Source organism: Alkalicoccus halolimnae, from assembly GCF_008014775.2.
GTDB lineage: Bacteria > Bacillota > Bacilli > Bacillales > Salisediminibacteriaceae > Alkalicoccus > Alkalicoccus halolimnae.
The window spans coordinates 1,652,480-1,677,679 of sequence record NZ_CP144914.1 but is presented as its reverse complement, the minus strand read 5'-3'; the positions used below and the strand labels follow the sequence as shown (position 1 = coordinate 1,677,679).

The window sequence follows — 25,200 nt, the reverse complement described above, 5'->3', positions numbered from 1 at the left end:
TCTCACCTTTATTGTCAAACGCTGTAAATATTATACCCTCATTGGCATTAAATAAACCAGGGAGAAGGCAGTATTCTAAAGCCTTTCCTTTGCGATAATGTAATCCAGTAAAGCTTCACATCCTTGATCAATCAAATAAAAAACCTCTTCAAAGTTTCCGGTCATATAAGGATCAGGGACATCATCTTCTGGTATGTCAGGAAGCAGATCAAGCAGGCGGAATACTTCATTTCCAGTATGGGAGCCCCTCATCTGATTTATATATCCGAGATTGGCAGCGTCCATAGCAATGATATAGTCTGCATCTACATCCGTTTCGTTTAATTGCTTTCCGACCATATTGCCTGCAGGTATATGATTATATCGAAGTGTTTTCAGCGTTTCTTCGTGAGGTTGATGACCGACATGCCATTCACCCGTCCCTGCAGATTCAATCAATAATCTGGACTCTATCCCTCTTTTTTCAGCTTTATGCCTGAATACCGCTTCTGCCATCGGAGATCGGCATATGTTCCCAAGACAGACAAAAAATATACGTATCATTATTACTAGCACCACCTTTGAAATTGGCTCTGACAGCGTTCTTCTTTGAAATTAAAGCATAGAAGTGATGAACGTGCGCTTTCGTTTCCATGGGGGTCGCTTTCCGGACCGGCTCTGGATCTCCCGCACCCTTTTTTCACAGGCCCGTATTCGCTTCGTTCTTGTAAGTTCCAGAACAGAAAATCTGTCTTTTATTCACGAAATTCCTATTTAACGATATGAGCGGCGGACAAATACGCCTGCGGAATGAAAGTATGATGGTCATTCAGGACTTATGGAAAGACTGGCTGAAAGGCATCTCCCAGGCAGCTGAAGGAGTGGCAGGCATTTATATAACAACATTGGTCTTTTAAAAGCTTTATAAATATTTGCGGTTGATTTATTTTTTCCTGAGGGTGCTTCCAGCCATCCATTCAAAAAATCCAGGAGATAACTTCTGAATTTTTATAGGAATCCTCATCCAGGCAGGCAGAATTAATTGTCTCTTTGGACGGCTGACCAGCCTGATCGTTTTTCGAGCCACTTCTTCAGCTTCGAGGATAACAGAAGCCACGCTTTGTTTGTAGGTTCCCTCTTTATCAGCGTGATCGATAAAACCGGTTTCCACTGGTCCCGGACTAACAACATTTATATCTATGCCAAATCCTTTTGTTTCCAATCTGCAAGCATCAGCGAAACCATTCACTGCATGTTTTGTGGCAGCATAAACTCCTGCTTTCGGAGTAGCAATACTTCCTGCAATCGATGACATAAAAATAATTTGACCTGCTGCTCTTTTTTTCATACCCGGAAGCACTGCTTTCGTACAGACCATTGTTCCAAGTACATTCACTCGAAACATGGTATCTGCCTCCTCCATGTCTATATCAGTGATATAGTCAAACACCCCGACTCCTGCATTATTTATAAGCACATCGATAGATCCAGTTATTTCTTCCAATTCACCGATCAATTTCTTCATTTGGATATAATCGGTCACATCAGCCGGGTATATGTAAGGTACTGTGTTTGTCTCCTTAATGATTTTTTCAGCTGTCTTAACGAGTTTATCTTCAGATCTGGCAATTAATACCGGGAGACCGCCTTTTCTGGCAGTTTCAAGAGCCATTTCAGCTCCTATTCCACTCGAAGCGCCGGTTATAACTACTACTTTATTTAAAAGTGGCGTTTGCATATCATATTCCTCCTCAAACCTTTTATTTGATTGGCTGCCTTGAAAATAAAGTAGATAAGCGATGAACGTGCGTTTTCGTTTTCATGGGTGCGCAGGGCCGGCCTCAGCTGATCCCTTCTTCACTGCGGTAGTCCGGGGCGGGACCTGTCCTTGACCGCCCCGGATTCGTTCCATGTCCACTACAGCTTACGGTAAAAAGACTGATTATTGTGACACTTATTCTTTAAGCTCTGTTAAAGCCTGTGGTTCTTACGCGAAAAAGGGGAACTTGTCTTTCCGGCTTACGATGACAGAAGATAAGTCTACTTAAAAAGCTGGCGGCCCAGGCTTAAACGATAGAATGTTTAAGGGTTAAATTAGTTTTTTTGTCAGATATATTTTGTTTTCACCAAACGTGCGTAAGAGCCAAGCCTGTTGTTGATATATAAGAAAACTTCGCTTCAACCCGGCAGGCCTGCCGTGGAGGAGCTTTCCAGCTTCCTGATATGAACGAAACTGTCAAGAGAAGAACTCCCTTTGCCATTGGTATTACATTTTGCCCGACTTAAAGAACCAAAGCCTTTCGGCTTCTTTTTCAAGTTTTCGTGTTCTTTCGGATCGCTTGAATTCCTCCTCTTTTCTTTCGGCGTGCCCGTAAAGGTAAGCACACGGCACGAAGGCAAAAATAGTGGCGACGGTTCGCACTCTGATATCCGTGGGTTCTCACATGGTCTCTTTCCGGATTAAGGACGTTTCCACTAACTCGGGACGTGCGTTCATCCGGTGAAGCCGGACTAGCACAGAGGAAGCACGTGGATGTTCCTTACCGGTCTTTCCCCTTTGCCTTCGAGCCCTGGGCTCATCTATCGGGTGTATTTCCGAGAAGAAACGCATTACATTTGGTCACTGGCGGGTGGCAACGGGTCGATTTCTCGAGAGATCGCCCAGATGAAACCAAGGAGTTCCCGAGCGACGGCAGTAACGGCTTTGTGACTTTCTTTTCCTTTGGAGAGCAAGCGGTAAAATTTTTTATGAAGCCGGTTTTGCGCTTTCCAGGAGATCAACTGCACTGCGGGAGAACTGCCAACTTGTCGCTTTTTCAAGTCTCCCTTGACCGCCGGGGAATAGCGGTAACTCCACCCTGCCTCCACCAACAAACGACGTATATGCCGATTGCCGGTTTTCGTAATGCCTCCCTGATTCCGCCGTTCTCCGCTCGAGTATTCGGAGGGGACGAGGCCAGCGTATGCCATCAATTGTCCGGGAGTGCGGAACCGATGAAAGGACCCAATTTCTGCGACAATTCCGATGGCTGTAATGAGTGCCACCCCTTTGAGGCATTGAAGTGCCTGAATCATGGAGGCGTGCACACCTTGGATCGACTGGGTATAGATTTCGTCTTCCAGCCGTTGCACGCGTAGTTCCATTTCCTTGAGCTGATGGTAATATTCCCGGAAAACGACCCGCAGGGTATCCTGAGAGAACTTCAGTGTATCTAACCACTCTCTGTATTTTTTCGTTTGGCGCTTTACGCCTTGCGGCGGTCGAAGCTCGTGGCGCAGGAGAAACTTGCTCAACCTTTGACGGGCCCGAAGTTCATCTTCTTTTGCATCTTCCCGGCAACGCACCAGATCGCGCAGTGCTTCATCTGCTTCCGTCGGCACGTAAATCGAGGTTAACTCTCCGGCACGATACAGCTGTGCGAGCCGAAGCGCATCCCGACGATCTGTTTTCACCCGCTCACCCGGTCGTTGGGGAATGAGAGAGGGGGCGATAATGTCACAAGAGATACCGAGAGAGAGTAGCAGCCGATACAATGGATAGCCCGTAGGACCGGCTTCATAACAGACACGCAGACGATCCGATGGACCGAGTTTACGCATCAACTTTCGAACATTTTCTACCGTATGCGGGATGGTGCCCCAAAAGCGAGGAGCATCTCGACCTGCATCGGCGATCGCAACAGCAATCGTGTTCTTGGAGACGTCCAGACCAACAAATTTTGTGGTATCATTCATGATAAGCTGGCTCCTTTCGTAATGTAGCTCTGATGGGATAAGAGGTTCTTACAGATCTCTATACCCGATTAACCTACGTATTTACGGATAGGGTGCCAGTTTCGTTCATGATAACTCGGGCTTACGCCCTGCGGGATCTTCCAATCTCCTTTTTCCACGGGCACGTTTCCTCTTCGTTTTAATTCTCCAAGGCAGAAACCAGTGCCAGGGCGGTTTTTCAAGACGCCTGTGGAAAAAGAAAGCAGGAAGATCCTCCCGGACGACAGGGAGGGAGAGCGGAAGGCTTTCTCCGCGGCAGGCGAAGAAAAAGGAGCCGCAGGCAATCCAATAACAACACGGAGCTTTAACAGAGTCATTCTTTAAAAAGCATCGTTTCATTTGATTAATTTTTTCAAATAATCATTGTTTAAATTTATGAGTCTATTCGCGATCGCTGTCGTTATTATAGAAAACGCCTCTTCCTATGAACTGACGCTCGAAAACCGGGAGGATTTTCCCGGACTTAAGGGGAGCCGCAGACGCTCTTTCATTACAACCATATACAACTGCAAATATAAAGTTATAAATTACCTGCAGGATCTTTCTGCCAATTATACCGTAAAATTCAGCAGTAAGCACAAGCTAAGATTTACTGTATTAACAGATTTAATCTGTTAAGATGATAATAGACATACTTTTCAGCAAAGTTATTTTAAAGGAGTTTTGATTATGAAAGTAACTATCATTGGCGGAGGATCTATGGCAGAAGCATTGATAGCAGGATGGACTGCCCAGGAGTACATAAGACCCGGAGATATATACGTTACTAATCGTTCTAACGATATCCGCCTTGCCGAACTTGCCCGGCTTTACAGTATCAAAACATCCAGGGATACTCATGAACTGATAAATAATACGGATTTTTTAATTCTTTCGTGTAAACCAAAAGACTGGATGGAGGCTTTAAAGCCGTATCTTCCCTATTTACATAATGAAACGGTAATTATTTCCGTAATGGCAGGAGTAACTACTGCTTCCATGCAGAAAGCAGCTCCGAATTCCCCTGTAATCAGAAGCATGCCGAACACTTCAGCTGCCGTATGTGCATCGATGACATCTCTTGCTTTTGGCCCCGGAGTCTCAGAAGAGCATATATCTAAAACCGAATTTCTTTTTCGTGGGGTTGGAGAAACTGCCGTCATTGAGGAATCCATGATGGATGCCGTTACTGCTCTTACAGGAACCGGCCCAGCTTACATTTATTACTTAATGGAATCTATGGAAAAAGCAGCGGCTAATATTGGTGTACCGGAACATATCGGCCGCGAACTTGTGGCACAAACATTGATTGGTGCCAGCAGGCGTGTTCAAAAAGAGGAAGCTACCCCATCGGATTTATACATGCAGATTATGAGTCCAGGAGGAACGACGGAAGCAGGCTTTAATGTATTAAAAGAACGTGGTGTTCAGGAAGCACTTATTGATTGTATAGCAAAGGCTTACGAACGGTCGCAGGAGCTTGGCAAAAATCCGTCTCCACCCGAAGTATAGACTTCTTTTGATAGTATATAATTTAAACAAAAAGGAGATGTCTAAGAAGAATTTTGGGACATCTCCTTTTTTGCTTTCTCCCTCCTCTTTTTTTTAGTAAGATAAACAGGGTGTACATACGAAACAGCCCCTGCTTTTTCACTTGGTGACAATGCTACGGTAATAAATTGTATACAGATAAACCACAGGAGAGAAGAAAGGAATGTATACAGTATCCATGGCTTTTATAAAAGAAGATCAACGAAAGAAATTTCAGAATATCGTAAATCATAAGATGTTTACACCCGTTATTATTTCATTAATCCTCTTTAATGCAGTAATAGTTGGTGTTGAAACCTATCCGGGAGTCTATTCCGAAAACCGCCTCTTCTTTTTTACAGTGGACCGGGTTCTCCTATGGGTATTCACAGTAGAAATAGCACTTCGTCTTCTGGCAGCTGATTCCTTGTCCAGTTTTTTTAAAAACAGCTGGAACTGGTTTGACTTTCTTATTGTAGCTGCAGGCCACATATTTGTAGGAGCGCACTTTGTTACTGTTCTGCGGATATTGAGGGTCCTGAGAGTTTTTCGGGCTGTCTCCGTCATTCCTTCCCTTCGTCGATTAGTTGATGCACTGCTGATGACTATTCCAGCTCTTGGTAATATTATGCTGTTAATGAGTATAATTTTTTATATCTTTGCTGTAATCGGTACGATGCTCTTTCAGGAAACAGCTCCAGAATATTTCGGCAATCTTCAACTCTCCCTTTTGACATTGTTCCAGGTTGTCACTTTGGAATCCTGGGCTTCACAGGTGATGAGACCCATTTTTGAAGAACTCTGGTGGTCCTGGATATACTTTGTCGGGTTTGTACTCGTAGGAACGTTTGTTGTTTTCAACTTGTTCATCGGCGTTATTGTAAGTAATGTTGAAAAAGCCGAACATGACGGCAGTGATCCTGAAGAAGAAACAAAACAGGAACTTAAGCACCTTAGAACCGAAATTAAGGAATTAAAGGAATTAATTCAAGAGAACAAAAATAAATAAACGTATTATGTAAGAAAATCTTACATTTTTCCCCGGATGATTTTTCTATCATGATATAGTATAGAAAATGCCAACTTTTCGGGAAGGACGGGGATTCCTTTGTCAGTTTCTATGTCATATAAAGAAAAAAAAGTTATCGGAATTGGAATCGCCAGTGAATTAACGGGATTATCCGAGAGACAAATACGCTATTACGAAGAAAGAAAGTTAATTTATCCGGACCGCAGTAAAGGCGGGACGCGCAAATATTCGTTTGCAGATGTTGAGCGCCTGGTTGACATTGCCAACAAAATGGAAGATGGAATGCAGACATTTGAAATACGCAAAGAAGAAATGAAAAAATCTGATGTACGTAATAAAATGCTCCGCGGCCAGCTAAACGCAGCTTTCAAAATGCGTAAATGATTTATTTTATTCAATACGAGTTTCGGCTGAGAAGACCTACCCCATAGACTTTTCCGGGCAGGTCTTTCCTCTGTTTCTATATGGATTCGTTTGACAATCAGGGGCTTTCCGGATAATATGATGCATGGAGAGTACTCTTTTTATCTCTAATCCACAAATAGAAAGTGTGCATTTACATGCCTAATATACAGGAAAAAGATTTACTCGCCGATAAGCTGAATGCTTTTATTATTCCAGTAGATCAAGTCGCTCACGTTCAGCCGAGTAACTCACTGGAACATGCCCTGCTTGTACTTGTAAAATCAGGATATACAGCTATACCAGTCTTAGGTTCAAATAATAAATTGCACGGCATTATCAGCAAAGCACGAATTCTTGACTCCATACTCGGCATCGAGCGAATGGAACCTGAAAGACTTAATAACTTCCTGGTTTCTGACGTAATGGCTGAAGACTTTATTACCGTCCAGGAAAACTCCACTTTTGAAAAAGTCATGTCACTATCTATACAATATCCCTTTGTATGCGTTGAAGATGAAAATCATGCATTCGCTGGTATTATTACACGCAGTAAAATTCTCGCAAATATTAACGGTTATCTTCATGACCTCCGCCGTGCCAGATCAGTCGATAATTCTTAGTATTTTCCAGTGAATTAATTTCACTGCCGGCCCACTATAGTATGCTCTAGTTTAAAAATAACATTTTTAACAATTATCCGCTTTTTTCTGGACAATACCTTTGAACAGGTTCCGTTTTTTCTATTAATCTTTTTGCTTTAAGGCCTTTACAGAGAAAGATAGAGATCAAGACTAACGAAATAAAAGAAGAGTCCCGTCTTGAAGCGGGGCTCTTCTTTTACAGTGTAAAACTTTTTGGAATTTTGTCAGCTTTCCGGTTTTATGGGAGATTTCATTATTCAGGTCTATCCTTTTTAAGAGAAAAACTGTTTTAAAGCTGATAAATTAGAAACTACAGCAAGGGAAGAGACACCTGCAGAAGGCGCTCCGATAATCCTTAGCTTCAGGAAATAATCCCCATGTAAACGAATGAGGCTGTTTCCAGAAGTGCAATCTAAAAGGAAGTTCAAAGTATATAGACGTTTATTTTCAAGGCAGCCTGGGGATATCTAATTTAAGACATTACTTGACTTCACCAAAAATACCACGAAGCTGTTTTTTCCTATCTGAAAACATCCCTTTAAGCATCCCTTTAATGATCGGAGACGGCAGCAGAGAAGAAAATTCTACTCTGTCAATCATTTTAGTACTAGATGGGGAAACTTCCTTGAAAGCGTGCACATGCCTCCATGCCTGAAACGGGAAAGGCAGTTTTATTCCTTCATCCATAAAATAAGCATCAGGGACGACTTTAGTAATTTCACCTTTCCAGTGGAGTTTTACTACTATAAAATTCATTTGTAAATGGATATCGGCTCCTTCAAATACTTCCTTATCACCGAGAATACTTATTTTAGGGAAACCTGTGATTGCTGCCAGATTCTCGTTGTTTTGAAAGAATTCCCATACTTCATCAAGAGGTTTATCAATCTCAGTTTTGTAAAAAAATGTTCCTGAAAACATAGTCAATCGTTCCTCTCCATCGCGAATTTTTTAGCAAGAACTCTATTTGTAAGCCATTGCTCTAGACTGAAAACAAGCCTAGTCCTTATTTACAATGTTTCATGAAGAATCGGGAGGCCTGACCGCACCTTTACGAATAATTTCTTTTCCGTATTTTTTGTTTAACGTGCGCAGCATTTCTTCTTTTTCCCATTCGGATTGTTCATTTTCATATGAAAACAAATCCAGCTGCTTTTGCGCGCTCCCTTTTGGAATAAGATCAATTCCTGTAATTCCTACCAGTCTTACAGGTTCACCATCCCAGCTTTCCTCCCACAACAGCATTGCCTGCCTTAAAATAGCTTCAGCGTCATCCAGTGGAGCTTTCAGCCTCGACGATCTCTGAACTGTTTCCCATCTACTATAGCGGATAGTAAGCTGTATTCCGGAAGCATAAACATATTTACGCTTCAACCTTGCAGAAACGGAGTCGGCCATATATTTTAGAACCGGTTTCACTTCTTCCAGACTTCCGGCATCCTCGGGAAGCGTTCTTGAATGCCCGATACTTTTAAACTGTTTAGCCTTTTCCGGATCTACAGGGCGATCATCCCTTCCAAAAGCTCTCTCGTACATTCTACCCCCATGTACTCCAAAAAGGGAAATCAGGCGGTCCGGCTCCTGTTCAGCAATATCCCCTATCGTATGAATATGATGCAAGGCCAGCCTTTCTGCCGTCTTTTTTCCAATTCCGTGCATTTCTTCTGCGGGAAGCGGCCAGAGGTTTTTCCTTATTTCTCTTTTTCGCATTACGGTAATGCCGAGCGGCTTTTTCATATCACTGGCAGTTTTTGCCAGAAATTTGTTCGGAGCAATCCCGATACTGCTCGGGAGTCCTAATTCATCAAGCAGCCGCTGTTGAATTTCCTCTGCCATAGCAACAGCAGAGCCATTGATATGATCTGTAACGTCCATATACCCTTCATCAATAGACACAGGCTGGACGAGATCGGTATATTCAAAAAGCAGTTCAAATATCTGACGGGATTTTTCCCGGTACCTTTCAAACCTCGGTTCTCTCACTATTAAATCTCGGCAGAGATTTTTCGCTTCCCACAAAGGAAGAGGTGGTTTGATCCCTTTTGCACGAGCTTCATAGCTTGCGGTTACCACAATTCCTTTCCTTTTTTTTGCGTTACCGGCAATAGCAAGAGGCTTCCCCTTTAATATGGGGTCATCCGCTGCTTCTACTGAAGCATAAAAACTATTCATATCGACATGAAAAATCACCCGCCCCGCCATGGTCTTCCCTCCTGATTTTAAAAATAGATTCCAGTTAATAAATAAATCAAGTCAGTATTCAGACAAAATATTCTGTAAAAAATCAGCAGTTTTTAAAGGTGACTGTATTAGTTTCTTCGCAAATGATGAGGCAAAAGGAGCCTTCCTCTATGTTTATGAAGGTAAACGAAATTTAAACACAGTCAAGATTCAGCAAATATAAAAGGGAATGTCAACAGTATATTCAGTCTTTATCTTTATATAAAAGTCACAAAAATCAAAAAATAGTCTCGTAATCAACTTCCTGATTATGTTAGAATAGAAATGAATTAAGAAAGGTGGTCGTTATAGATGACGCTTGTACAAAACCAGTTTTATACTTACCAGTCTGTACTCTTTCTTGTGCTTGAGCTGTTAAATGAATATGAAAGACACAAGAGGCCATCACCTACGATTCGACAACTTGCTTCTACACTCGGCCACTCAGAAGAAATCATTCTTGAATCATTAGAGTTCGGGAGGATCGAACCTGCCTCCCTGCTCCAGTAGCTGCCCGCAGACAGGAATGGGCTGTCCCGGAAAATCGGGGCAGCCCTTTTCTTATTTTTTCACTTCATGTATTATTTCCTTTACTAGTTCACTCAGCTTTATCAATTCTGAAACAGGCATTCGTTCGTTAGTAGTATGAATGTCTTCATATCCTACAGCTAAATTTACAGTAGGGATCCCGTGCCCGGCAATAATATTTGCATCACTGCCTCCCCCACTCTGCTTCAGCCGCGGTTCAAGTCCAATATTTCCCACTGCCCGCTTTGCTGCAGCTACTACTTCATCATCTTCTGACTGTTTGAAGCCGGGATATACTGCCTGAATCTTTACCTCTGCCGAAGCTCCCATTTCTTCTGATGCTTCCGTAAAAGCTGATTTCATTTTTTTCGTCTGCTCATTCATTTTTTCTTTGACGAGCGATCTTGCTTCTGCCGTAATTTCTACTTTGTCACAGACTATATTCGTCTGACTTCCTCCTTCGATTCTTCCAATGTTTGCAGTCGTTTCCCCATCGATTCTCCCGAGAGGCATCCGTGCAATAGCTTTTGAAGCTGCCGTTATGGCGGAAACCCCTTTTTCGGGTGCTACGCCCGCATGAGCTTTTTTTCCATGTACGGTCGCGTAAATTTTTGATTGATTTGGAGCAGCAGTAACAATTTCACCTACAGAACCATCACTGTCCAGCGCATATCCATAAGAAGCCTCTACCAGGTTCACATCGAGTTCTCTCGCTCCTGCAAGGCCTGATTCCTCTCCTACTGTTATAACAAACTGGACTTTCCCGTGCTTTTTTTCTTCTTCCTGAATCGAACGGACTGCCTCCATCATGGCTGCAATACCAGCTTTATCATCCGCTCCAAGTACGGTAGTCCCGTCGGAGTATACATAACCGTTGCGCACTTCAGGATTGACCCCGAGTCCGGGAACCACAGTATCCATATGGGAAGTAAAATAAATTGGGTCCGCTTCTGCAGTGCCTTCCCATGTAACAATCAGGTTACCAGCTCCGTGACCTGTCCTGGTGCTGGAGTCATCCTCCGTGACCTTTAGCCCGAGGGCCTCAAATTTACCAATCAGAACGTCTGCTATTTCACGCTCATATTTCGTTTCTGAATCTACCTTTACAAGTTCTAAAAATTCATCCAACAGCCGTTTTTCATTCACAATGTGTTCCCTCCTTCATTATGTACGCTGATGATTGTACCATAATCAAACGGGTTAAAGAGGAATATTGCCGTGCTTTTTGTGTGGACGCTGCTCTGACTTATACTTGAGCATGTCCAGGCTTTCCATTAATTTCTGGCGCGTTTCCCTCGGGTCAATTACATCATCAACCATGCCGTTTGCTGCTGCGATGTAGGGATTAGCAAATTTTTCTCTGTACAGCTCTATTTTCTCCTCTCTCGTTTTTTCCGGGTTATCACTTTCACTTATTTCACGGGCGAATATAACATTTGCCGCTCCATGCGGCCCCATAACGGCAATCTCTGCATTCGGCCAGGCGTAGACAATATCCGCTCCAATGGATTTACTGTTTAATGCCACATAGGCTCCTCCGTATGCCTTACGGGTAATGACTGTAATTTTAGGAACCGTCGCTTCTGAATAAGCATAAAGAATTTTGGCGCCATGACGGATAATTCCTCCATGCTCCTGCTGTACACCCGGCAGAAAGCCTGTCACATCCTCGAATGTAATTAAAGGGATACGAAAGCTGTCACAAAAACGAATAAATCTGGCAATTTTATCGGAAGAGTCTATATCCAGGCCTCCTGCCATCACTTTCGGCTGATTGGCAATGATACCCGCCGGCTGACCGCCAATTCTTGCAAAACCGACCACAGCATTTTTTGCGAAATCCTTTTGAACTTCCAAAAATGAATTTTCGTCTGCTGTTTCTTTAATGACTTTTCTCACATCATAGGGGCGGCTTGGATCAGTCGGAATAATATCAAGTAAATCGTAAAGAAATTCATCCTTTTTGTAATAATTCTTTTCCGGTGGATCTTCTCCTTCGTGCTGTGGCAGATAGGAAAGCAGATTTCTTACTTCGTTTAAAGCCGCTTCTTCAGTGGGAGCGGAAAAATGGGCATTTCCACTTTTTGAACCATGGACCTTCGCGCCACCGAGTGCTTCTGAAGAAATCTTTTCTCCAGTGACCGTTTCGATAACTTTTGGTCCTGTAATAAACATCTGGCTCGTTTTTTCCACCATAAAAACAAAATCAGTAATGGCCGGGGAATAAACGGCTCCTCCCGCACAAGGACCCAGGATCACCGAAATCTGTGGAATTACCCCGGAATAGATCGCATTACGGTAAAAAACCTGTCCGTACCCATCAAGAGAAAGAACTCCTTCCTGAATTCTTGCTCCACCTGAATCATTTAATCCAATAAATGGCGCTTTGTTTTTCGCTGCAAGATCCATTACATTAGCAATCTTTTTCGCATGCATTTCCCCCAATGCCCCGCCATAAACGGTAAAGTCCTGGGCAAAAAGAAAAATTTTCCTTCCATTGACGTTCCCGTAGCCGGTGACGACTCCTTCACCTGGTGCTGATCCTTTTTCCATGCCTTCTTCGTCGAAACGATGTTCAATAAAAGGCTGCAGTTCAACAAACGTTTCGTTATCTACAAGAATATCTATTCGTTCCCTGGCAGTGAGCTTCCCTTTTTCGTGCTGCTTCTCTCGTCTTTTATCTCCGCCTCCCATTTCTACACGCCGGCGTTTATCGTATAATTCACTGAGTTTATCGTACATGTCCATCAGTTTCTTCCTCCTTCTTTTCAACAAGCTCAAGCAGACTTCCATGGGTGGATTCAGGATGGAGAAAAGCTATCGGATGCCCCCTGGCTCCGGTTTTAGGCTCTTCATCAATAAGAGTTACTCCAGAGCGTTTCATCTGCGTAAGCCTGTCCTGTATGTTATTAACGGCGACGGCCACATGATGAAGTCCAGGTCCCTTTTTATCTATAAATTTCTGCACAGGACTCTTTTCACCCATAGGTTCAAGGAGCTCAAGAGTGATATTTCCCATTGGGAGAAAAGCTACTCTTACCCCCTGCTCCGGTACTTCTACAACTTCTTCGAGTTCGAGCTGGAAATGTGTACGGTAAAAAGAGGCAGTTTCATCTATGGAGGTAACAGCTATTCCTATATGATCCACACCCTGCGGTTTTTGAAACAGTTTTGTTTCTTCCCCGCGTGCTCCTTTTACAGCTTCTTCAATATAGGCAGATATGAGACCGGTAGGGGTCCCGGGAGTGAAAATTTTCTGAACCCCTTCTTTTTCAAGTACCGCTATATCCTGTACGGGGATAACTCCTCCGCCGATGACGATAACATCCTCTGCCTCGTTTTCTTTAAGCTGCTTCACTACTGCTGGAAACAGGACGTTATGAGCACCGGAGAGGCTGGATAGGCCTATAACGTCCACATCCTCCTGGACCGCAGCTCTGACTATCTGCTCAGGTGACTGGCGAAGCCCTGTATAAATTACTTCCATTCCCGCATCCCTCAAAGCCTGTGAAATGACGAGAGCGCCTCTATCATGCCCATCCAGACCGGGTTTGGCTATTAGTACGCGAATTCGTTCCATGATTACTGACTCCCCTCTAAGACGTATATTCTCCGAATACACTTCGCAGTGCATGGCAGATTTCTCCAACTGTAGCATAGGCTTTTACTGCTTCCACAATAATATACATAAGATTTTCGTCTGTTTGAGCCGCCTGCTTCAGACGTTCGAGCAGATCATCAACCTGCTGCTGATCTCTATTTTCCCGAAGAGCGGTTAACCTTCTTAACTGCTCTTTGACGAACGTATCGTCGACTTTTAATAAATCGGGCGCCTGTTCTTCTCCGGCCTGAAATTTATTGACGCCTACCACGATATCCTCTTCTTTTTCCAGACGCTTCTGAGCATCGTATGCAGCGCGATGGATCTCCCTCTGCATGTACTGTTTTTCTACAGCCTGCACTGCACCGCCCAGTTCCTCAATATGATCGATGTAACGGAATGCTTCTCTTTCCAGCTTGTCCGTGAGTTCCTCTACAAAATAAGAGCCGCCCAGTGGATCAATGGTATTAGCTGCTCCTGTCTCATGAGCGATGATCTGCTGGGTTCTCAGAGCAATTCTCGCACTGTCTTCTGTAGGGAGTGAGAGTGCTTCATCTTTCGAATTAGTGTGAAGACTCTGTGTGCCGCCCAGAACGGCAGCCATTGCCTGAAGCGCCACTCTAACGACATTGTTTTCGGGCTGCTGGGCAGTTAGAGTAGAGCCCGCCACCTGCGTATGAAAGCGCATCTGTTCGCTTTTTTGTTTTTTGGCGCCGAATCTTTCTCTCATTAATTTTGCCCACATTCTTCTTGCAGCACGGAACTTAGCTGCTTCTTCGAAAAAATCATTGTGTCCGTTAAAGAAGAATGCAAGCCGGGGACCGAATTCATCAATATCAAGTCCCGCTTCAAGTGCAGCCTCCACGTAGGCTATTGCATTAGCAATAGTAAAAGCGAGTTCCTGGACAGCCGTAGAACCAGCCTCCCTGATATGATAACCACTGATACTTATCGTATTAAACGAGGGAGCTTCCTTACTGCAGTAGGCAAATATATCCGTTATTAAGCGCATCGACTGTTTAGGCGGGTAAATATAAGTTCCACGGGCAATATATTCTTTCAAAATATCGTTTTGAATTGTTCCTCTTATCTTTTCAGGTTTAACTCCCTGTTTTTCTGCTACAGCAATGTACATTGCCAGCAGCACTGCTGCAGGGGCATTAATTGTCATAGATGTACTGACTTCACCAAGTGAAATCTGGTCAAAAAGAAGCTCCATATCTTCAAGAGAATCTATAGCTACACCAACCTTCCCTACTTCCCCAAGAGACATCGGATCATCCGAGTCATAGCCTATCTGAGTCGGAAGGTCAAAAGCTACAGACAAACCGGTCTGACCTTGATCAAGTAAATAGCGGAACCTCTGATTCGTTTCCTCAGCTGAACCGAAACCGGCATACTGCCTCATTGTCCAAAGCTGTCCGCGGTACATCGTATTACGAATCCCTCTCGTATAAGGATACTCACCCGGAAAACCAAGGTCTTTTATGTAAGCGTTATCAATATTCTCGGGGAAATACACGCGTTCTACGTCCAGCTGGGATCCTGTTTGGAACGTTGTTTTTCTCTCCGGTTTTCTTTCAAGCTGTTTCTGTACTTGTTTCTGCCAAGTTTCATAAGCCTCTCTAAATTCTTCCATAAGTACCTCCTTCTGCAATGAAATACAAGTTTATTATATCACAGGAGCCCCGACTCTTCCCATACTCTTGAAAACTACTTGATTTCAAGCTAAAATGGTAACAGCAGATCATTTGAGGAGGGAAAAGTATGCCTCGTAAGTTTCGTAAAGCGATCGTATATATGATGATTATCGTTATGTTTTTAGGGACAGCACTCATGGGAGTTTCTTATTTCTAAAACAAAAAAAGGAGCCGGCTTTATGCCTAACGGGTTCAGTTTTGGAGTACAAAATTAAAAATAGAAGGTCATTTAACAAGCTAAATCGCTCATGGTTTAGCTTGTTTTCTTTTGTTGATATATCAATATTTATGAGGCTTTAACAACGAAATTAGCATGGGAAATCACCTAGTAAATCACAAGTGACTGCTGGATCATAGTCACTTGTTAAAGTTGCTGTTAAAACGAGTGCTAATAATTTGGCCTTAAAATGGGTTGTTAAATATGGTATTACATATAGTAAGGTGGTGGAAATGGATGGATTTTATCAAACCGAAAAAAAAGAACGCCGAGCCAGTGAATTGGAAATTATCCGAACAGGCTAGAGCAATTGTAAAATACTATGCTGAGTACACGGAATACACCGAAAGCGAAGTCGTAGATACCTTCCTTAAAAACATTTTGAAAGATGAACATTTTATAGAGTGGATTTCGAATAAGCGGAACAAGAAAAGGATCGTAAAACAACTGGATATAGAAGATGTCGTGAAGGAGGAGTCAATTGGCTAAATTAAAACGATTAGCAACTCCAGATGAATCAATAGTCCATATTGAAGTTCCAATTTCAAGCGAGGAAATAAAAGCAAGGAACGAACTCTATCCTTTATTAACATCTAAGAAGTTCGCTACGAAGTTTAAGGATTCATTGTTTGTTCCAATCGACTTTAAATGGAAGGGGCAAGCTTATCAAGTTCAATATAATTTCTGTACGGACCCTTACTGTAAGTGGAAGGGATTACACCAAGAAAAGTTCACCTCTGTCAAGAGGAAGCCCAATAGATACAAATTAACGGGAACAGGTGATAGGAAAGCATTAAAATGCAATCCCGATCCGTTAAACCCAAAAAGCGGTGCTGTACTAGGTTGTTCTACACAGACTTATTCCAATTGGTCCATCGTTGAAGAAATTGCTAGACTGGCTGCCATAGAATCTCTTAAAGATATAGATCCAGATTATGAATTTCATAAGGGAGGCTGTCTGACTGAAGAAGCAACCCCCTTCAATGACTCGAAAACCTTTTATAAGAGAGGGAAAAGTAAATCGAATTCCCAAAGATATCAATGCAAAAACTGTAAGAAGTTTACGAATGTGTTGCCCAGCAGAAAACAATCCATCACTTATCATCAGCAAAAGAGTGATATAGTTCCTACTTTTGCCAAGCTCTTGTTGAATCGCACCCCCGTCACGAGAACCTGTGAGATACTCGATATTGGAAGAGGAACTTATTACCAAAAATTAGAGTGGCTATATCGGCGTTGTTTGGAATTTTTAGAAAGGTATGAAAAGGCGCCTTTACGACAAACCTCCTTCGAGGAAATGTGGCTTAATACCGATAAGATGACTTACTATTTAAATAATGTTCGGAGAAAAGGAATGGGAGGAAAGCAATATGATGACCTAGAAGAAGCGAGATTCCCAACGAGTATCGTGGTTACAGCTGAAGTTTTTTCAAGGTATGTATTTCGTGCGGATGTAGCCTACGATTGGAATATAGAAATTGGAGATATTGCTCTCGATACTCTCCTGTATAAAGATGACCACTTAAACCATTTTGCAAAGAAAAATGCTCGTTTCCCTAAGTATTCGGATTACCCTCAACCTCCTGCTGAAAATGATACGCAGACAAACGAAGAATATTTTAAAAAACTATCTGAAGTCGAAAGAAGAGCTAACTATGTCGAGGGATTACACGTCAACTCCTCTTACACTAGTATTGCCCATTTTTGGCACATCAAACAGCTCGTAAATGCTTCAGAATGGCGTTTTATAACTGACCAAGATGACTCGATCACAACAGCATTCTTTCGTGTGTTCTCGACGGAATTCAGGATGTCTGACGCTCACCATTTTCTTTGTCAAACGGATAAAACAAAATCGAAAAAACAAGCTCATGACGAATTTAAACTTGCTCAGCAATATTTAATTACTTGGGGAAGGCGTATGGGTTACGATACGAGGTCATTAAGAAAACTTGCCCTGTTGCAATTAGAAGAACGATTCCACACTCACCAGTTCCATAAGGAAATCACAACCAAAAGCGGAACCCATAAAAAATATGCAGCTAATCGAATGGAACACCCGTTGGGAACTCCAGATAGAGGTTTTCGTTGGGTAGATTGTACAACGGACTTATCAGCATATGAACCGAATGACATTGCGAATATGATCCTCCATGTGAACGACAATGCCATAAACGCCTTTATCCAAAGCATACGTAGAAGATTATCTATTTTGGAAAGACCTCTAACAACTGCTCGTGGGGATGGCAAAAGTTATATTTACTCTAACTTCAACCCTCGTTATGCACAGATGGCTGTGACTATATTGCGCACCTATTATAACTTCTGTTTGCCCTACAAATCCAAAACGGGCAGAAAAACTACCGTGGAAACACCAGCTCAACAATTAGGGATAACCAATAAAAAATTCAGCTTAAACGATATAATATTTATGCAGTAAGTTTAAACGCAAAGGATTTTTACTAGGCTACCTTGAAAATAAAGTTGATAAGAGATAAAGGTGCGCTTTCGTTAATAAAGAAAGAGCAGGGGCTGCCTTCTCATAAAGATGATCTTCTTTTGAACATCCTTCCACCTGTATAGAGGGAAAGTTTCCTTCCTGCAAAAGGCCATTTTCATGCTTCATGGTGCAAGGCTTTTGCAAGAGTGTCTCTGGTAAAGTTTAATGTTGTTTTTACTATCGAGAAAGGATTTCCAAATATATAGAAGTCCTTTCTGTAGTTATTAATGGCTTCTTCAACTAACGCTACCATTTACTACAATACCAATGAGACTATATATTCGTATCATCGGATTGGAGAAACAGAGACAGTATCAAAAGGCTTTTTATGAAGAGCGTAAAAGAATCTATTCTCTCCTAAAACCTTTACTTTTCTTTCTGTTCCATCTTCTAAAAGCTTCATTTCCTGAATCGACGAATCAAACGTTTTTCCAATTAAAACTGAAATCTCTAACCCAGTTTCCATTTTCATATCAAACTCAGATGTAGAATAAGCTAGTTCTCCTTCAACCTCAAAATCATTATATGGTTGGCTTCTGTTCCAACCATAGCCTTTTTCGCTTTTCGCTATATGTGCTACACCTAACCCACCCATATTCTCGTAAAACACAAATGTTTCGTCTTCAAACTCTTCAATTGATAAAACAGATTCACGTTCTGTTTCTTCTTGTTCTAATCCAGATTCAATGGCTTCTTCTTTAGAATCTTTCCACTCAATTGCAGATTCTTGGTTGCATCCCACAACAAATAACAATAAACAAAGGCAGATAACAATAAAAATGAATTTTCCCAAACAATCCACTCCTTCTTTTTCAAGTAACACTGTCCAATTAGTTTAATAAGAAATATGATTATTTCGTGAACTTAGATAGCCTAAGTGTATCATAGGTTTCTACACTTGGAATTAAATTCCCTTTTATAATGATCTCATTCATGGTAACTTCATTTCGTTGATGATGAACACTTTCTAACACTTGAAACCACGTAAGATAATTGTTTAGGTATTTGGTTGCCACTCCGTTAAATCGCTGTATCCAGTCTTTTAGCCTGCTGTGGTAATTGTTCACATTCTGGATGTGATAAAGCCTCTTCGTGCGAACTTTTCCATTATTTATTACTACCGTTACAGAACATTTGTTCCTACTTTGCAATTTTCAACCAAAATTTAACAGAGCCTTTTACTAAATAAAAATGGAAAGGAGATGGACTTCTCCTTTCCATTTTTATATTTTCTTTTTTAACTAACGCCTTCCGCAGTAAGATTGAAGGTTACCACAATCTTGTTAAGTCATTGGCTTCTTCACTTTCTTTATACTTTAACTCGTCTAAACTTTTATTTGTCGAATAACTAATTTGATAGATGTTATTCTTATCTACCCAATAATGATAAGTAACATCGGGCTCGCTTTCGAAAACTACCCCAATATAATAGGGATTGAGGTGCGCGTACCCATCTTCTCGATGAGGAACGGTTGTAATCATCCAATCCTCATTTGGATACTGTTGTTCTAAATGCGGCTCCAACATTTCAACTTTTGTCTCAATTTGTGTATCAATCCAATAAGGACGAACTATAAAAAATACACAGTACGCTAAAAGTAAGGCTAATGCTATTGCCCATCCAAGCTTTCTCCATTTACCTTTTAAAATAAAGGAAATAATTATGGTTACTGCAACGATTCCCCCTACAACTATAAACTCTATAACTTCTGTTGGATGCATAAAACCCTCCTCGGATAGTTTTGGCTATGTCATTCTTCTAGCTCGTTCAATTAGTTTTATCAGTAGGCTAAGATTCATATATGTTAATTTTACCATGAAAAACCAATTCCCTTTATTGAATTTTTAATTAAAAAATCGCTTGATTTAATTATCAAGCGATTTTGTGTGATATTTTATTTCGTTAATGGTGTTGTGAAATTGGTGTTAAAATAGATGTTTTTTTGATTTTTGTACTCCAAAACTGAACCCGTTACTTTATGCCCGGCTCCTTTTTTAATAGGCTGCTTTGAAAATAAAGTAGATAAGCGATGAACGTGCGCTTTCGTTTCCACGGGAGCGCAGGACCGGCTTCAGCTAATCCCTTTCTCCCTGCGTTCGTGTGGAGTGGGGCCCGTCCTCCATCGCCCCGGAGCCGCCCCATCTCCACTACAGCTTACGATTAAAAAGACAGGACAGCACCTTTCTTCTAAAAAACCTCTTCTTGAACATCAGGGATTCGACCTGTATAAAGGGGAAGCTCCATTCCAATAGAAGGCTGTGCACATCCACCATAAGGCAGCGAATCTGCATGCCTGCTTTTGTTTTAAAGCTCCATGTTGTTTTTGGAGTGACTGAGGCTCCTTCGCCTGCAGCGTTCCAGAGGAGTTTAACTGAAAGATTAACACGAAAGATTAACAATGAACGCTGCCAGAGCCTTTATTTAAAACTCTTTAGCATTCAGTGTTCTTTCTATAATCAGCCGCGAGAACTTAAATTATTCAAATATGCCATATTCTTTCGTCGTTTTAAACTGCTGTTTAATAGCAAGATACTGTTCCAGTTCACGTACTAGATGAGCAAGAGCTGAGCGAGCTTCAAACTCTTCTCTTGTAGTTGGCAGCGGCATTTCCTTAAAGGACTCCTGCAGTTCCTCCAGCTTGTCAATAAAAATATAAGCAGTATTTTTCGAATTGACTCCGTCTCCAAGCGTATCCATAAATCCCGCTATCATATCGGCCTGGCTCACATGATAATCAATAGTGGTTAAAAGGGGAAGTATACGCTCTATAATATCAAGTTGTTTTTCTCTCATTTTAAAATAATGATAATAGGTATCTTCATAGCGAAGAATGTGGTTTTCAAGATTTTGAAGAGAAAGGTTTTTTGCGTCTTCCAATATTTCTGTAGACTTTGTAATTTCTTCGCCAGTCCACTCACTGTCGCCGTATCGAATAAACGTAGCGAACTCGTGAAAAATAGCTGCGTAGCATGCTTCGATTTCCTGCTTCAAGCCGTCCAATTTCGCTTCGTTGCTTGGCATATAAATATTCATAAGCATCGCAATGCCAACCCCGATCGTAATTAACGCCAGCTCATTCAAAATTAATCCCGTACTGAGATTACCGACCGTGTAGATATGAAACATGATGACAGTACTTGTAACAATACCAGAGGTTATTTTCAATTTTACTGTCAGTGGTATGAACAAAAGCAGCACGACAGCTACACTGAAAAAGTAATACCCGATAAATTCAAATATTACTGCAGAAATAAGAATACCCAGAATACAGGCAGAAAATCTCTCCCACGCGCTAAGCAGTGACTTTTTGCGTGTCTTTTGAATACAGAGAATAGCAAGGATCCCAGCTGAAGCAAAGAAATCGAGCTGAAGCGACTGGGCAATCAAAACTGCCAGAGCAGCACCCGCTGCTGTTTTTAACGTTCTATAGCCAATGCCAAACATGATAGGATCGCTTCTTTCCATTAATTATTTAAATCCCGTTTTTAATAAATGCTTCCCTGCAGAAAAATAAAAGACTGCGGAAAAGGTCTATTCAGTACCTGTTCTAATGTAAGGAATATTACTAATACTATTTCTTTAAGTTTTGTTTAAAATGTAAGAAAAAACCTCCAGATAACTGGAGGTTTACGTTGAGTAAAGTGGCGCGCCCGCCAGGATTCGAACCCGGAACGCGAGAGCCGAAATCTCGTATGATATCCATTTCACCACGGGCGCATCAGAGTGCCGTAATTTCTTAACGACACTTCGTAATTATATCAGTATAATAAGTGTTATGCAAGTGTTTTATTCATTTTTAAATGTTTCATAGTCTTCAAACATTTTTTCGAAACGGGCATTCATCTGTTCTTCATTATACCCTTTTCTAGCTAGTCTTGCTGCGAAGTTCTGTGCCCATAGCGTTAATCTTTTGGACATCTTTTTATATTTTTTGGATTCTTTCTGATCACTGACTTCTTTGGAACGTCCATCAGCGTTGGACATGACGTTTTCAGAAATAAATAGTGCTTTCCACACATGTTCTTCGTCAAATTCATCCGCATGCTCATTAAAATATTTAATTACTCTTTTGTAATAATTATCGAACGTTTTGAAAGGAATTTCTTCTTCCTGATTTAAATACATATGTATCTCTTTGTAGAGCTCCTGCATTACTTCACCACTCCTAAAAGTTTTCGGCCATTAGTGCTGACGATTTAAAATTATAGCATATCATCAGCTTCTTTCATAGGCTGACTAGTAAATAAATACTATACTTCATTGATAATTACTGATTTTCTATTATGAGAGGGCAGGCTGTTCACCCACTTTAATTATAAATTCTTTTAGGAATAATTTTTATCTATAAGATATTAAGTTCAATTTGTATATCATTCCTTTTTTTAGTCGAGCTTCCTGTTTCTTTCTTTTTAAAAGGCCGTCCATACAGTTTAATGGACGACCCCTTTGTCTTCACTGAAATTTTTTAACGGAATTTATTTCTTAAAATGTTCGTCAAAATAAGATTCCAGCTTATTTACAACTTCTATCGGTTCGTGGCCTTCAATTTCATGACGCTCCACCATTGCTTTTAACTCTCCGTCTTTTAAAAGAGCAAAGGATGGCGAGGATGGCGGATAGCCGGTAAAATAGGAACGTGCTTTTTCTGTTGCTTCTTTGTCCTGACCTGCAAAAACAGTTACGAACTGATCGGGCTGAACCTCATAATTTTTCATATAAGCTGCAGAAGGTCTTGCAATTCCTCCTGCACATCCACAAACCGAGTTAACAACTACAAATGTTGTTCCTGGTTTATTAAATACCTGTTCTACATCCTCAGCTGACTGCAGCTGTTCGTAACCAGCCTGATCCATATCTTGACGAGCGGATTGAACCACATCGTTCATAAACATTTGAAATTCCATGTACTATCACCCTTTCATCATTTTGTCTAAGTCTATTTTACACGTTTCACGCCGATATTCCAAAGATTAAAATTATAACATCTGAGTTTTTCTTTCTTAACCTCTCAATCATTAATCCCTGACTGCTTAAACTTCTCACCTTTGCTTATCTCGTCCTGGCTGTCTTGAATATAAAGTGCAGAAGCGGAGAACGTGCGTTTTCGTTGCCATTGAAGACCAGGGGCCGCCTCATATAACCCCTTCCTCCCTGCGGTCGAACGGGGTGGGACTCGTCCTTGATCGCTTCTAAGCCGCCCGGCCTCCACTACAGCTTACGGGAAAAAAGACAGGACAGCTTACGCCTTCTAATTAAAGAAAACCGCTTCTGACTATCATTCTTTCAACCTGTATAGAGGGAAAATTCTCTTCCTATAGAAGGCCATTTTCACCGGTCATGGTGAGGTGATTTTACATAAGTGTCTCTGTTAAAGTATATTAAAGAGTATATAAGGAGGATTAACAATGAACTTACCGGCTTATCAGTTGAAGAGGGTTTCAGGAGGGGCAGAAGCATTTTTAGGTATTCCTTTTCTCGGTGGTCTCTTTATTCTCAACTTTTCTTGGATACCGCTTTTCATTATGCTAGCCCTGCATCTCTTCGTATTATTCATTTCGGGAAAACAAGGAAAAAAGAAAACAGGTTCAGTTTTAGGGATAGTTACTTCCTGTATCGGCTGGCTACCATTCATCGGAATGGTTATGCACATCGTTACAGCTGTAGTGTTATTAACAGAAGCTCATAAGGAATCAAAAGAACCCATCGAGATAGAGATCCCTAAAGGGAATTATTAATTGCTGCTTACGTTTAATCCAAAAAAACTGCTCTGATTGAAACATCAGAGCAGTTTTTATTAATATATCGAAACAGATTTTTCGTTCATATTTTCAAGATTTGTTTTGATATGATTCATAAACTTCCCGCAGATTAAACCGTCCAGTACACGGTGATCAAGCGACATACACAGATTTACCATATGCCGGACTGCTATCGCATCGTTATCCATAATAACCGGACGCTTAACAATCGATTCTACCGACAGGATCGCTGCCTGCGGGGAGTTAATAATCGGCTGCGACTGAATCGAACCAAAGGAGCCGGTATTATTTAATGTGAAGGTACCCCCCTGCATATCCTGGGAAGAAAGAGATTTACTTCGGACTTTTTGAGCGATATCATTCAGGGATCGGGCCAGTCCTTTCACGTTCTTTTCATCTGCGTGGGAAATGACTGGAACGTAAAGTTCTTCTTCAGTGGCCACCGCCATTGATAAATGCACATCTTTATAGCGGATAATTTTATCGTTATCCCATTTTGCATTAACTTGAGGATATGCTTTTAAAGCGTCTATGACTGCCTTCATGAAAAACGGCATATAAGTAAGTTTGAAACCCTCCTGCTGTTCAAATTCCCTCTTTTTACTATCTCTGAGTTTCACTAAATCTGTAACATCCACTTCGATCATCATCCAGGCATGAGGGGCTTCATGCTTTGACTTGACCATGTTTTGAGCAATAGCTTTCCTTACTCCGCTGACAGGAACTTCCTCGGTTCTTCCTTTATTGACAGTATCCTGAGGCATTTCAGAAGGCTTAGGCCTTTCTGGTGCAGCAGACTGAATAGATGGCTCTGCTGATACTTTTTCATTAGAATTCCCGCCTTTTTCAACAACCGCCTGCACGTCTTTTCGGGTTATTCTACCACCCCTCCCGCTGCCGTTTACAGTGCTCAGATCAATATTGTTTTCCTGGGCAATAGTCATAACAGCCGGCGAATATCTTCCTTTTGAGGACGTATCTTTCTGCTTCGTTTCTTCCGATTTTTCAGATTCTACGCTTCCTGATTTTTCCTGATGAGATGAGGTCGTCTGCTCCTCTGAATTTTTTTCATCAGCTGATGAGGCTCCATCTACTTCCATCGTGCAGATAACCTCTCCAACTTGAATCGTCTGGTCTTCTTCAGCTATCAGCTCACTTATCGTTCCCGTATAGGAAGACGGTATTTCCGCATTCACTTTATCTGTCATCACTTCTGCAAGCGGGTCATATTTACTGACGGTATCCCCGGGAGAAACAAGCCATTTAGTAATCGTTCCTTCTGTCACACTTTCTCCGAGCTGCGGCATTGTAATTTCAGTCGCCATAAAAATATCCT

24 protein-coding genes, 1 tRNA gene and 1 pseudogene are annotated in these 25,200 nt (G+C 41.6%); 9 read left to right on the top strand and 17 right to left on the bottom strand.

All coding sequences use genetic code 11. From position 1 onward, the window contains the following. Positions 1-75 precede the first annotated feature (75 nt). From FTX54_RS07630 to FTX54_RS07620, 3 genes are all read right to left on the bottom strand, one after another. Entirely contained in the window at positions 76-543 is a 468-nt protein-coding gene (locus FTX54_RS07630) for a low molecular weight protein-tyrosine-phosphatase (protein WP_147804861.1), read from the bottom strand. 379 nt (positions 544-922) lie between these two features. Then, complete coding sequence (locus tag FTX54_RS07625) at positions 923-1,717, bottom strand: SDR family NAD(P)-dependent oxidoreductase (RefSeq protein WP_147804862.1); 795 nt, start codon at positions 1,715-1,717, stop codon at positions 923-925. Between the two features lie 872 nt (positions 1,718-2,589). Then, complete coding sequence (locus tag FTX54_RS07620) at positions 2,590-3,714, bottom strand: IS110 family transposase (RefSeq protein WP_147805360.1); 1,125 nt, start codon at positions 3,712-3,714, stop codon at positions 2,590-2,592. A gap of 708 nt (positions 3,715-4,422) precedes the next feature. Between FTX54_RS07620 and proC the strand changes: the two genes are divergently transcribed. From proC to cbpB, 4 genes are all read left to right on the top strand, one after another. Continuing rightward, positions 4,423-5,244, top strand: coding sequence for a pyrroline-5-carboxylate reductase (gene proC / locus FTX54_RS07615; protein ID WP_147802836.1), 822 nt, complete (start codon positions 4,423-4,425; stop codon positions 5,242-5,244). A 202-nt stretch (positions 5,245-5,446) separates the two neighbouring features. Beyond that, positions 5,447-6,271: an ion transporter gene (locus FTX54_RS07610; protein ID WP_246125566.1), complete on the top strand. Its 825-nt coding sequence runs from the start codon at positions 5,447-5,449 to the stop codon at positions 6,269-6,271. Positions 6,272-6,382: 111 nt separating this feature from the next. Next, on the top strand, positions 6,383-6,676 hold the full coding sequence (locus FTX54_RS07605) for a MerR family transcriptional regulator (RefSeq protein WP_147802837.1): 294 nt from the start codon (positions 6,383-6,385) through the stop codon (positions 6,674-6,676). 176 nt (positions 6,677-6,852) lie between these two features. Beyond that, positions 6,853-7,317, top strand: coding sequence for a cyclic-di-AMP-binding protein CbpB (gene cbpB / locus FTX54_RS07600; RefSeq protein ID WP_147802838.1), 465 nt, complete (start codon positions 6,853-6,855; stop codon positions 7,315-7,317). 501 nt (positions 7,318-7,818) lie between these two features. On the opposite strand, the gene FTX54_RS07595 is transcribed toward cbpB, so the two are convergent. Further along, entirely contained in the window at positions 7,819-8,265 is a 447-nt protein-coding gene (locus FTX54_RS07595) for an SRPBCC family protein (RefSeq protein WP_147802839.1), read from the bottom strand. A gap of 93 nt (positions 8,266-8,358) precedes the next feature. Next, positions 8,359-9,540 carry a DNA polymerase IV gene (locus FTX54_RS07590; protein WP_147802840.1) on the bottom strand — a complete coding sequence of 394 codons (1,182 nt, stop codon included), beginning with the start codon at positions 9,538-9,540 and terminating at the stop codon, positions 8,359-8,361. A gap of 330 nt (positions 9,541-9,870) precedes the next feature. Between FTX54_RS07590 and FTX54_RS07585 the strand changes: the two genes are divergently transcribed. Next, positions 9,871-10,068, top strand: coding sequence for a hypothetical protein (locus FTX54_RS07585; protein WP_147802841.1), 198 nt, complete (start codon positions 9,871-9,873; stop codon positions 10,066-10,068). A 51-nt stretch (positions 10,069-10,119) separates the two neighbouring features. Here the strand turns inward: FTX54_RS07585 and FTX54_RS07580 are convergent, their stop codons facing one another. The 4 genes from FTX54_RS07580 to FTX54_RS07565 are packed head-to-tail and all read right to left on the bottom strand — an operon-like array spanning position 10,120 to position 15,326. Next, positions 10,120-11,235: a M20/M25/M40 family metallo-hydrolase gene (locus tag FTX54_RS07580; RefSeq protein ID WP_147802842.1), complete on the bottom strand. Its 1,116-nt coding sequence runs from the start codon at positions 11,233-11,235 to the stop codon at positions 10,120-10,122. A 51-nt stretch (positions 11,236-11,286) separates the two neighbouring features. Then, positions 11,287-12,837 carry an acyl-CoA carboxylase subunit beta gene (locus tag FTX54_RS07575; protein ID WP_147803126.1) on the bottom strand — a complete coding sequence of 517 codons (1,551 nt, stop codon included), beginning with the start codon at positions 12,835-12,837 and terminating at the stop codon, positions 11,287-11,289. Continuing rightward, complete coding sequence (gene mce, locus FTX54_RS07570; protein ID WP_147802843.1) at positions 12,818-13,666, bottom strand: methylmalonyl-CoA epimerase; 849 nt, start codon at positions 13,664-13,666, stop codon at positions 12,818-12,820. Before mce ends, FTX54_RS07575 begins: the two co-directional genes overlap by 20 nt. Positions 13,667-13,682: 16 nt before the next feature. Further along, a complete protein-coding gene (locus tag FTX54_RS07565; RefSeq protein WP_147802844.1) occupies positions 13,683-15,326 on the bottom strand; it encodes an acyl-CoA mutase large subunit family protein in 1,644 nt (547 codons plus the stop codon). Between the two features lie 128 nt (positions 15,327-15,454). On the opposite strand from FTX54_RS07565, the gene prli42 reads away from it, so the two are divergent. The 3 genes from prli42 (at position 15,455) to FTX54_RS07550 (ending at position 18,044) form a co-directional block, all read left to right on the top strand. After that, complete coding sequence (prli42, locus tag FTX54_RS07560; RefSeq protein WP_168006330.1) at positions 15,455-15,544, top strand: stressosome-associated protein Prli42; 90 nt, start codon at positions 15,455-15,457, stop codon at positions 15,542-15,544. Between the two features lie 297 nt (positions 15,545-15,841). After that, positions 15,842-16,093 carry a hypothetical protein gene (locus FTX54_RS07555; protein ID WP_147802845.1) on the top strand — a complete coding sequence of 84 codons (252 nt, stop codon included), beginning with the start codon at positions 15,842-15,844 and terminating at the stop codon, positions 16,091-16,093. Further along, on the top strand, positions 16,086-18,044 hold the full coding sequence (locus FTX54_RS07550) for an insertion element protein (RefSeq protein ID WP_147802846.1): 1,959 nt from the start codon (positions 16,086-16,088) through the stop codon (positions 18,042-18,044). The genes FTX54_RS07555 and FTX54_RS07550 overlap by 8 nt, the downstream gene beginning before the upstream one ends. A gap of 346 nt (positions 18,045-18,390) precedes the next feature. Here the strand turns inward: FTX54_RS07550 and FTX54_RS07545 are convergent, their stop codons facing one another. The 7 genes and pseudogenes from FTX54_RS07545 to FTX54_RS07515 all read right to left on the bottom strand — a co-directional run bounded on the left by FTX54_RS07545 (position 18,391) and on the right by FTX54_RS07515 (position 23,009). Beyond that, complete coding sequence (locus FTX54_RS07545) at positions 18,391-18,897, bottom strand: hypothetical protein (RefSeq protein ID WP_147802847.1); 507 nt, start codon at positions 18,895-18,897, stop codon at positions 18,391-18,393. Positions 18,898-18,955: 58 nt separating this feature from the next. Next, positions 18,956-19,216 (bottom strand): annotated as a pseudogene (locus FTX54_RS07540) (IS1595 family transposase); the annotation flags it as partial. Positions 19,217-19,373: 157 nt separating this feature from the next. Further along, on the bottom strand, positions 19,374-19,826 hold the full coding sequence (locus FTX54_RS07535) for a hypothetical protein (protein ID WP_147802848.1): 453 nt from the start codon (positions 19,824-19,826) through the stop codon (positions 19,374-19,376). A 754-nt stretch (positions 19,827-20,580) separates the two neighbouring features. Further along, complete coding sequence (locus FTX54_RS07530) at positions 20,581-21,549, bottom strand: aromatic acid exporter family protein (protein ID WP_147803127.1); 969 nt, start codon at positions 21,547-21,549, stop codon at positions 20,581-20,583. Between the two features lie 198 nt (positions 21,550-21,747). Further along, positions 21,748-21,822, bottom strand: a tRNA-Arg gene (locus FTX54_RS07525). Between the two features lie 69 nt (positions 21,823-21,891). Next, on the bottom strand, positions 21,892-22,257 hold the full coding sequence (locus tag FTX54_RS07520) for a hypothetical protein (protein WP_147802849.1): 366 nt from the start codon (positions 22,255-22,257) through the stop codon (positions 21,892-21,894). A 323-nt stretch (positions 22,258-22,580) separates the two neighbouring features. Then, complete coding sequence (locus FTX54_RS07515; protein ID WP_147802850.1) at positions 22,581-23,009, bottom strand: BrxA/BrxB family bacilliredoxin; 429 nt, start codon at positions 23,007-23,009, stop codon at positions 22,581-22,583. 501 nt (positions 23,010-23,510) lie between these two features. On the opposite strand from FTX54_RS07515, the gene FTX54_RS07510 reads away from it, so the two are divergent. Continuing rightward, complete coding sequence (locus FTX54_RS07510; protein WP_147802851.1) at positions 23,511-23,840, top strand: hypothetical protein; 330 nt, start codon at positions 23,511-23,513, stop codon at positions 23,838-23,840. A gap of 59 nt (positions 23,841-23,899) precedes the next feature. Here FTX54_RS07510 and FTX54_RS07505 read toward each other — a convergent pair whose 3' ends face one another. Beyond that, positions 23,900-25,189, bottom strand: a complete 1,290-nt coding sequence (locus tag FTX54_RS07505) for a dihydrolipoamide acetyltransferase family protein (protein WP_147802852.1) — start codon at positions 25,187-25,189, stop codon at positions 23,900-23,902. Positions 25,190-25,200: the final 11 nt, after the last annotated feature.

What these genes read in the sequence shown, in the direction of transcription:
- FTX54_RS07505 (WP_147802852.1), bottom strand. Translation starts at nt 25,189, where the DNA reads ATGGCGACTGAAATTACAATGCCGCAGCTCGGAGAAAGTGTGACAGAA.
- FTX54_RS07620 (WP_147805360.1), bottom strand. Translation starts at nt 3,714, where the DNA reads ATGAATGATACCACAAAATTTGTTGGTCTGGACGTCTCCAAGAACACG.
- FTX54_RS07520 (WP_147802849.1), bottom strand. Translation starts at nt 22,257, where the DNA reads ATGCAGGAGCTCTACAAAGAGATACATATGTATTTAAATCAGGAAGAA.
- FTX54_RS07625 (WP_147804862.1), bottom strand. Translation starts at nt 1,717, where the DNA reads ATGCAAACGCCACTTTTAAATAAAGTAGTAGTTATAACCGGCGCTTCG.
- FTX54_RS07590 (WP_147802840.1), bottom strand. Translation starts at nt 9,540, where the DNA reads ATGGCGGGGCGGGTGATTTTTCATGTCGATATGAATAGTTTTTATGCT.
- FTX54_RS07585 (WP_147802841.1), top strand. Translation starts at nt 9,871, where the DNA reads ATGACGCTTGTACAAAACCAGTTTTATACTTACCAGTCTGTACTCTTT.
- proC (WP_147802836.1), top strand. Translation starts at nt 4,423, where the DNA reads ATGAAAGTAACTATCATTGGCGGAGGATCTATGGCAGAAGCATTGATA.
- FTX54_RS07510 (WP_147802851.1), top strand. Translation starts at nt 23,511, where the DNA reads ATGAACTTACCGGCTTATCAGTTGAAGAGGGTTTCAGGAGGGGCAGAA.
- FTX54_RS07530 (WP_147803127.1), bottom strand. Translation starts at nt 21,549, where the DNA reads ATGTTTGGCATTGGCTATAGAACGTTAAAAACAGCAGCGGGTGCTGCT.
- FTX54_RS07605 (WP_147802837.1), top strand. Translation starts at nt 6,383, where the DNA reads ATGTCATATAAAGAAAAAAAAGTTATCGGAATTGGAATCGCCAGTGAA.
- mce (WP_147802843.1), bottom strand. Translation starts at nt 13,666, where the DNA reads ATGGAACGAATTCGCGTACTAATAGCCAAACCCGGTCTGGATGGGCAT.
- FTX54_RS07565 (WP_147802844.1), bottom strand. Translation starts at nt 15,326, where the DNA reads ATGGAAGAATTTAGAGAGGCTTATGAAACTTGGCAGAAACAAGTACAG.
- FTX54_RS07535 (WP_147802848.1), bottom strand. Translation starts at nt 19,826, where the DNA reads ATGCATCCAACAGAAGTTATAGAGTTTATAGTTGTAGGGGGAATCGTT.
- prli42 (WP_168006330.1), top strand. Translation starts at nt 15,455, where the DNA reads ATGCCTCGTAAGTTTCGTAAAGCGATCGTATATATGATGATTATCGTT.
- FTX54_RS07515 (WP_147802850.1), bottom strand. Translation starts at nt 23,009, where the DNA reads ATGGAATTTCAAATGTTTATGAACGATGTGGTTCAATCCGCTCGTCAA.
- FTX54_RS07610 (WP_246125566.1), top strand. Translation starts at nt 5,447, where the DNA reads ATGTATACAGTATCCATGGCTTTTATAAAAGAAGATCAACGAAAGAAA.
- FTX54_RS07630 (WP_147804861.1), bottom strand. Translation starts at nt 543, where the DNA reads ATGATACGTATATTTTTTGTCTGTCTTGGGAACATATGCCGATCTCCG.
- cbpB (WP_147802838.1), top strand. Translation starts at nt 6,853, where the DNA reads ATGCCTAATATACAGGAAAAAGATTTACTCGCCGATAAGCTGAATGCT.
- FTX54_RS07555 (WP_147802845.1), top strand. Translation starts at nt 15,842, where the DNA reads ATGGATTTTATCAAACCGAAAAAAAAGAACGCCGAGCCAGTGAATTGG.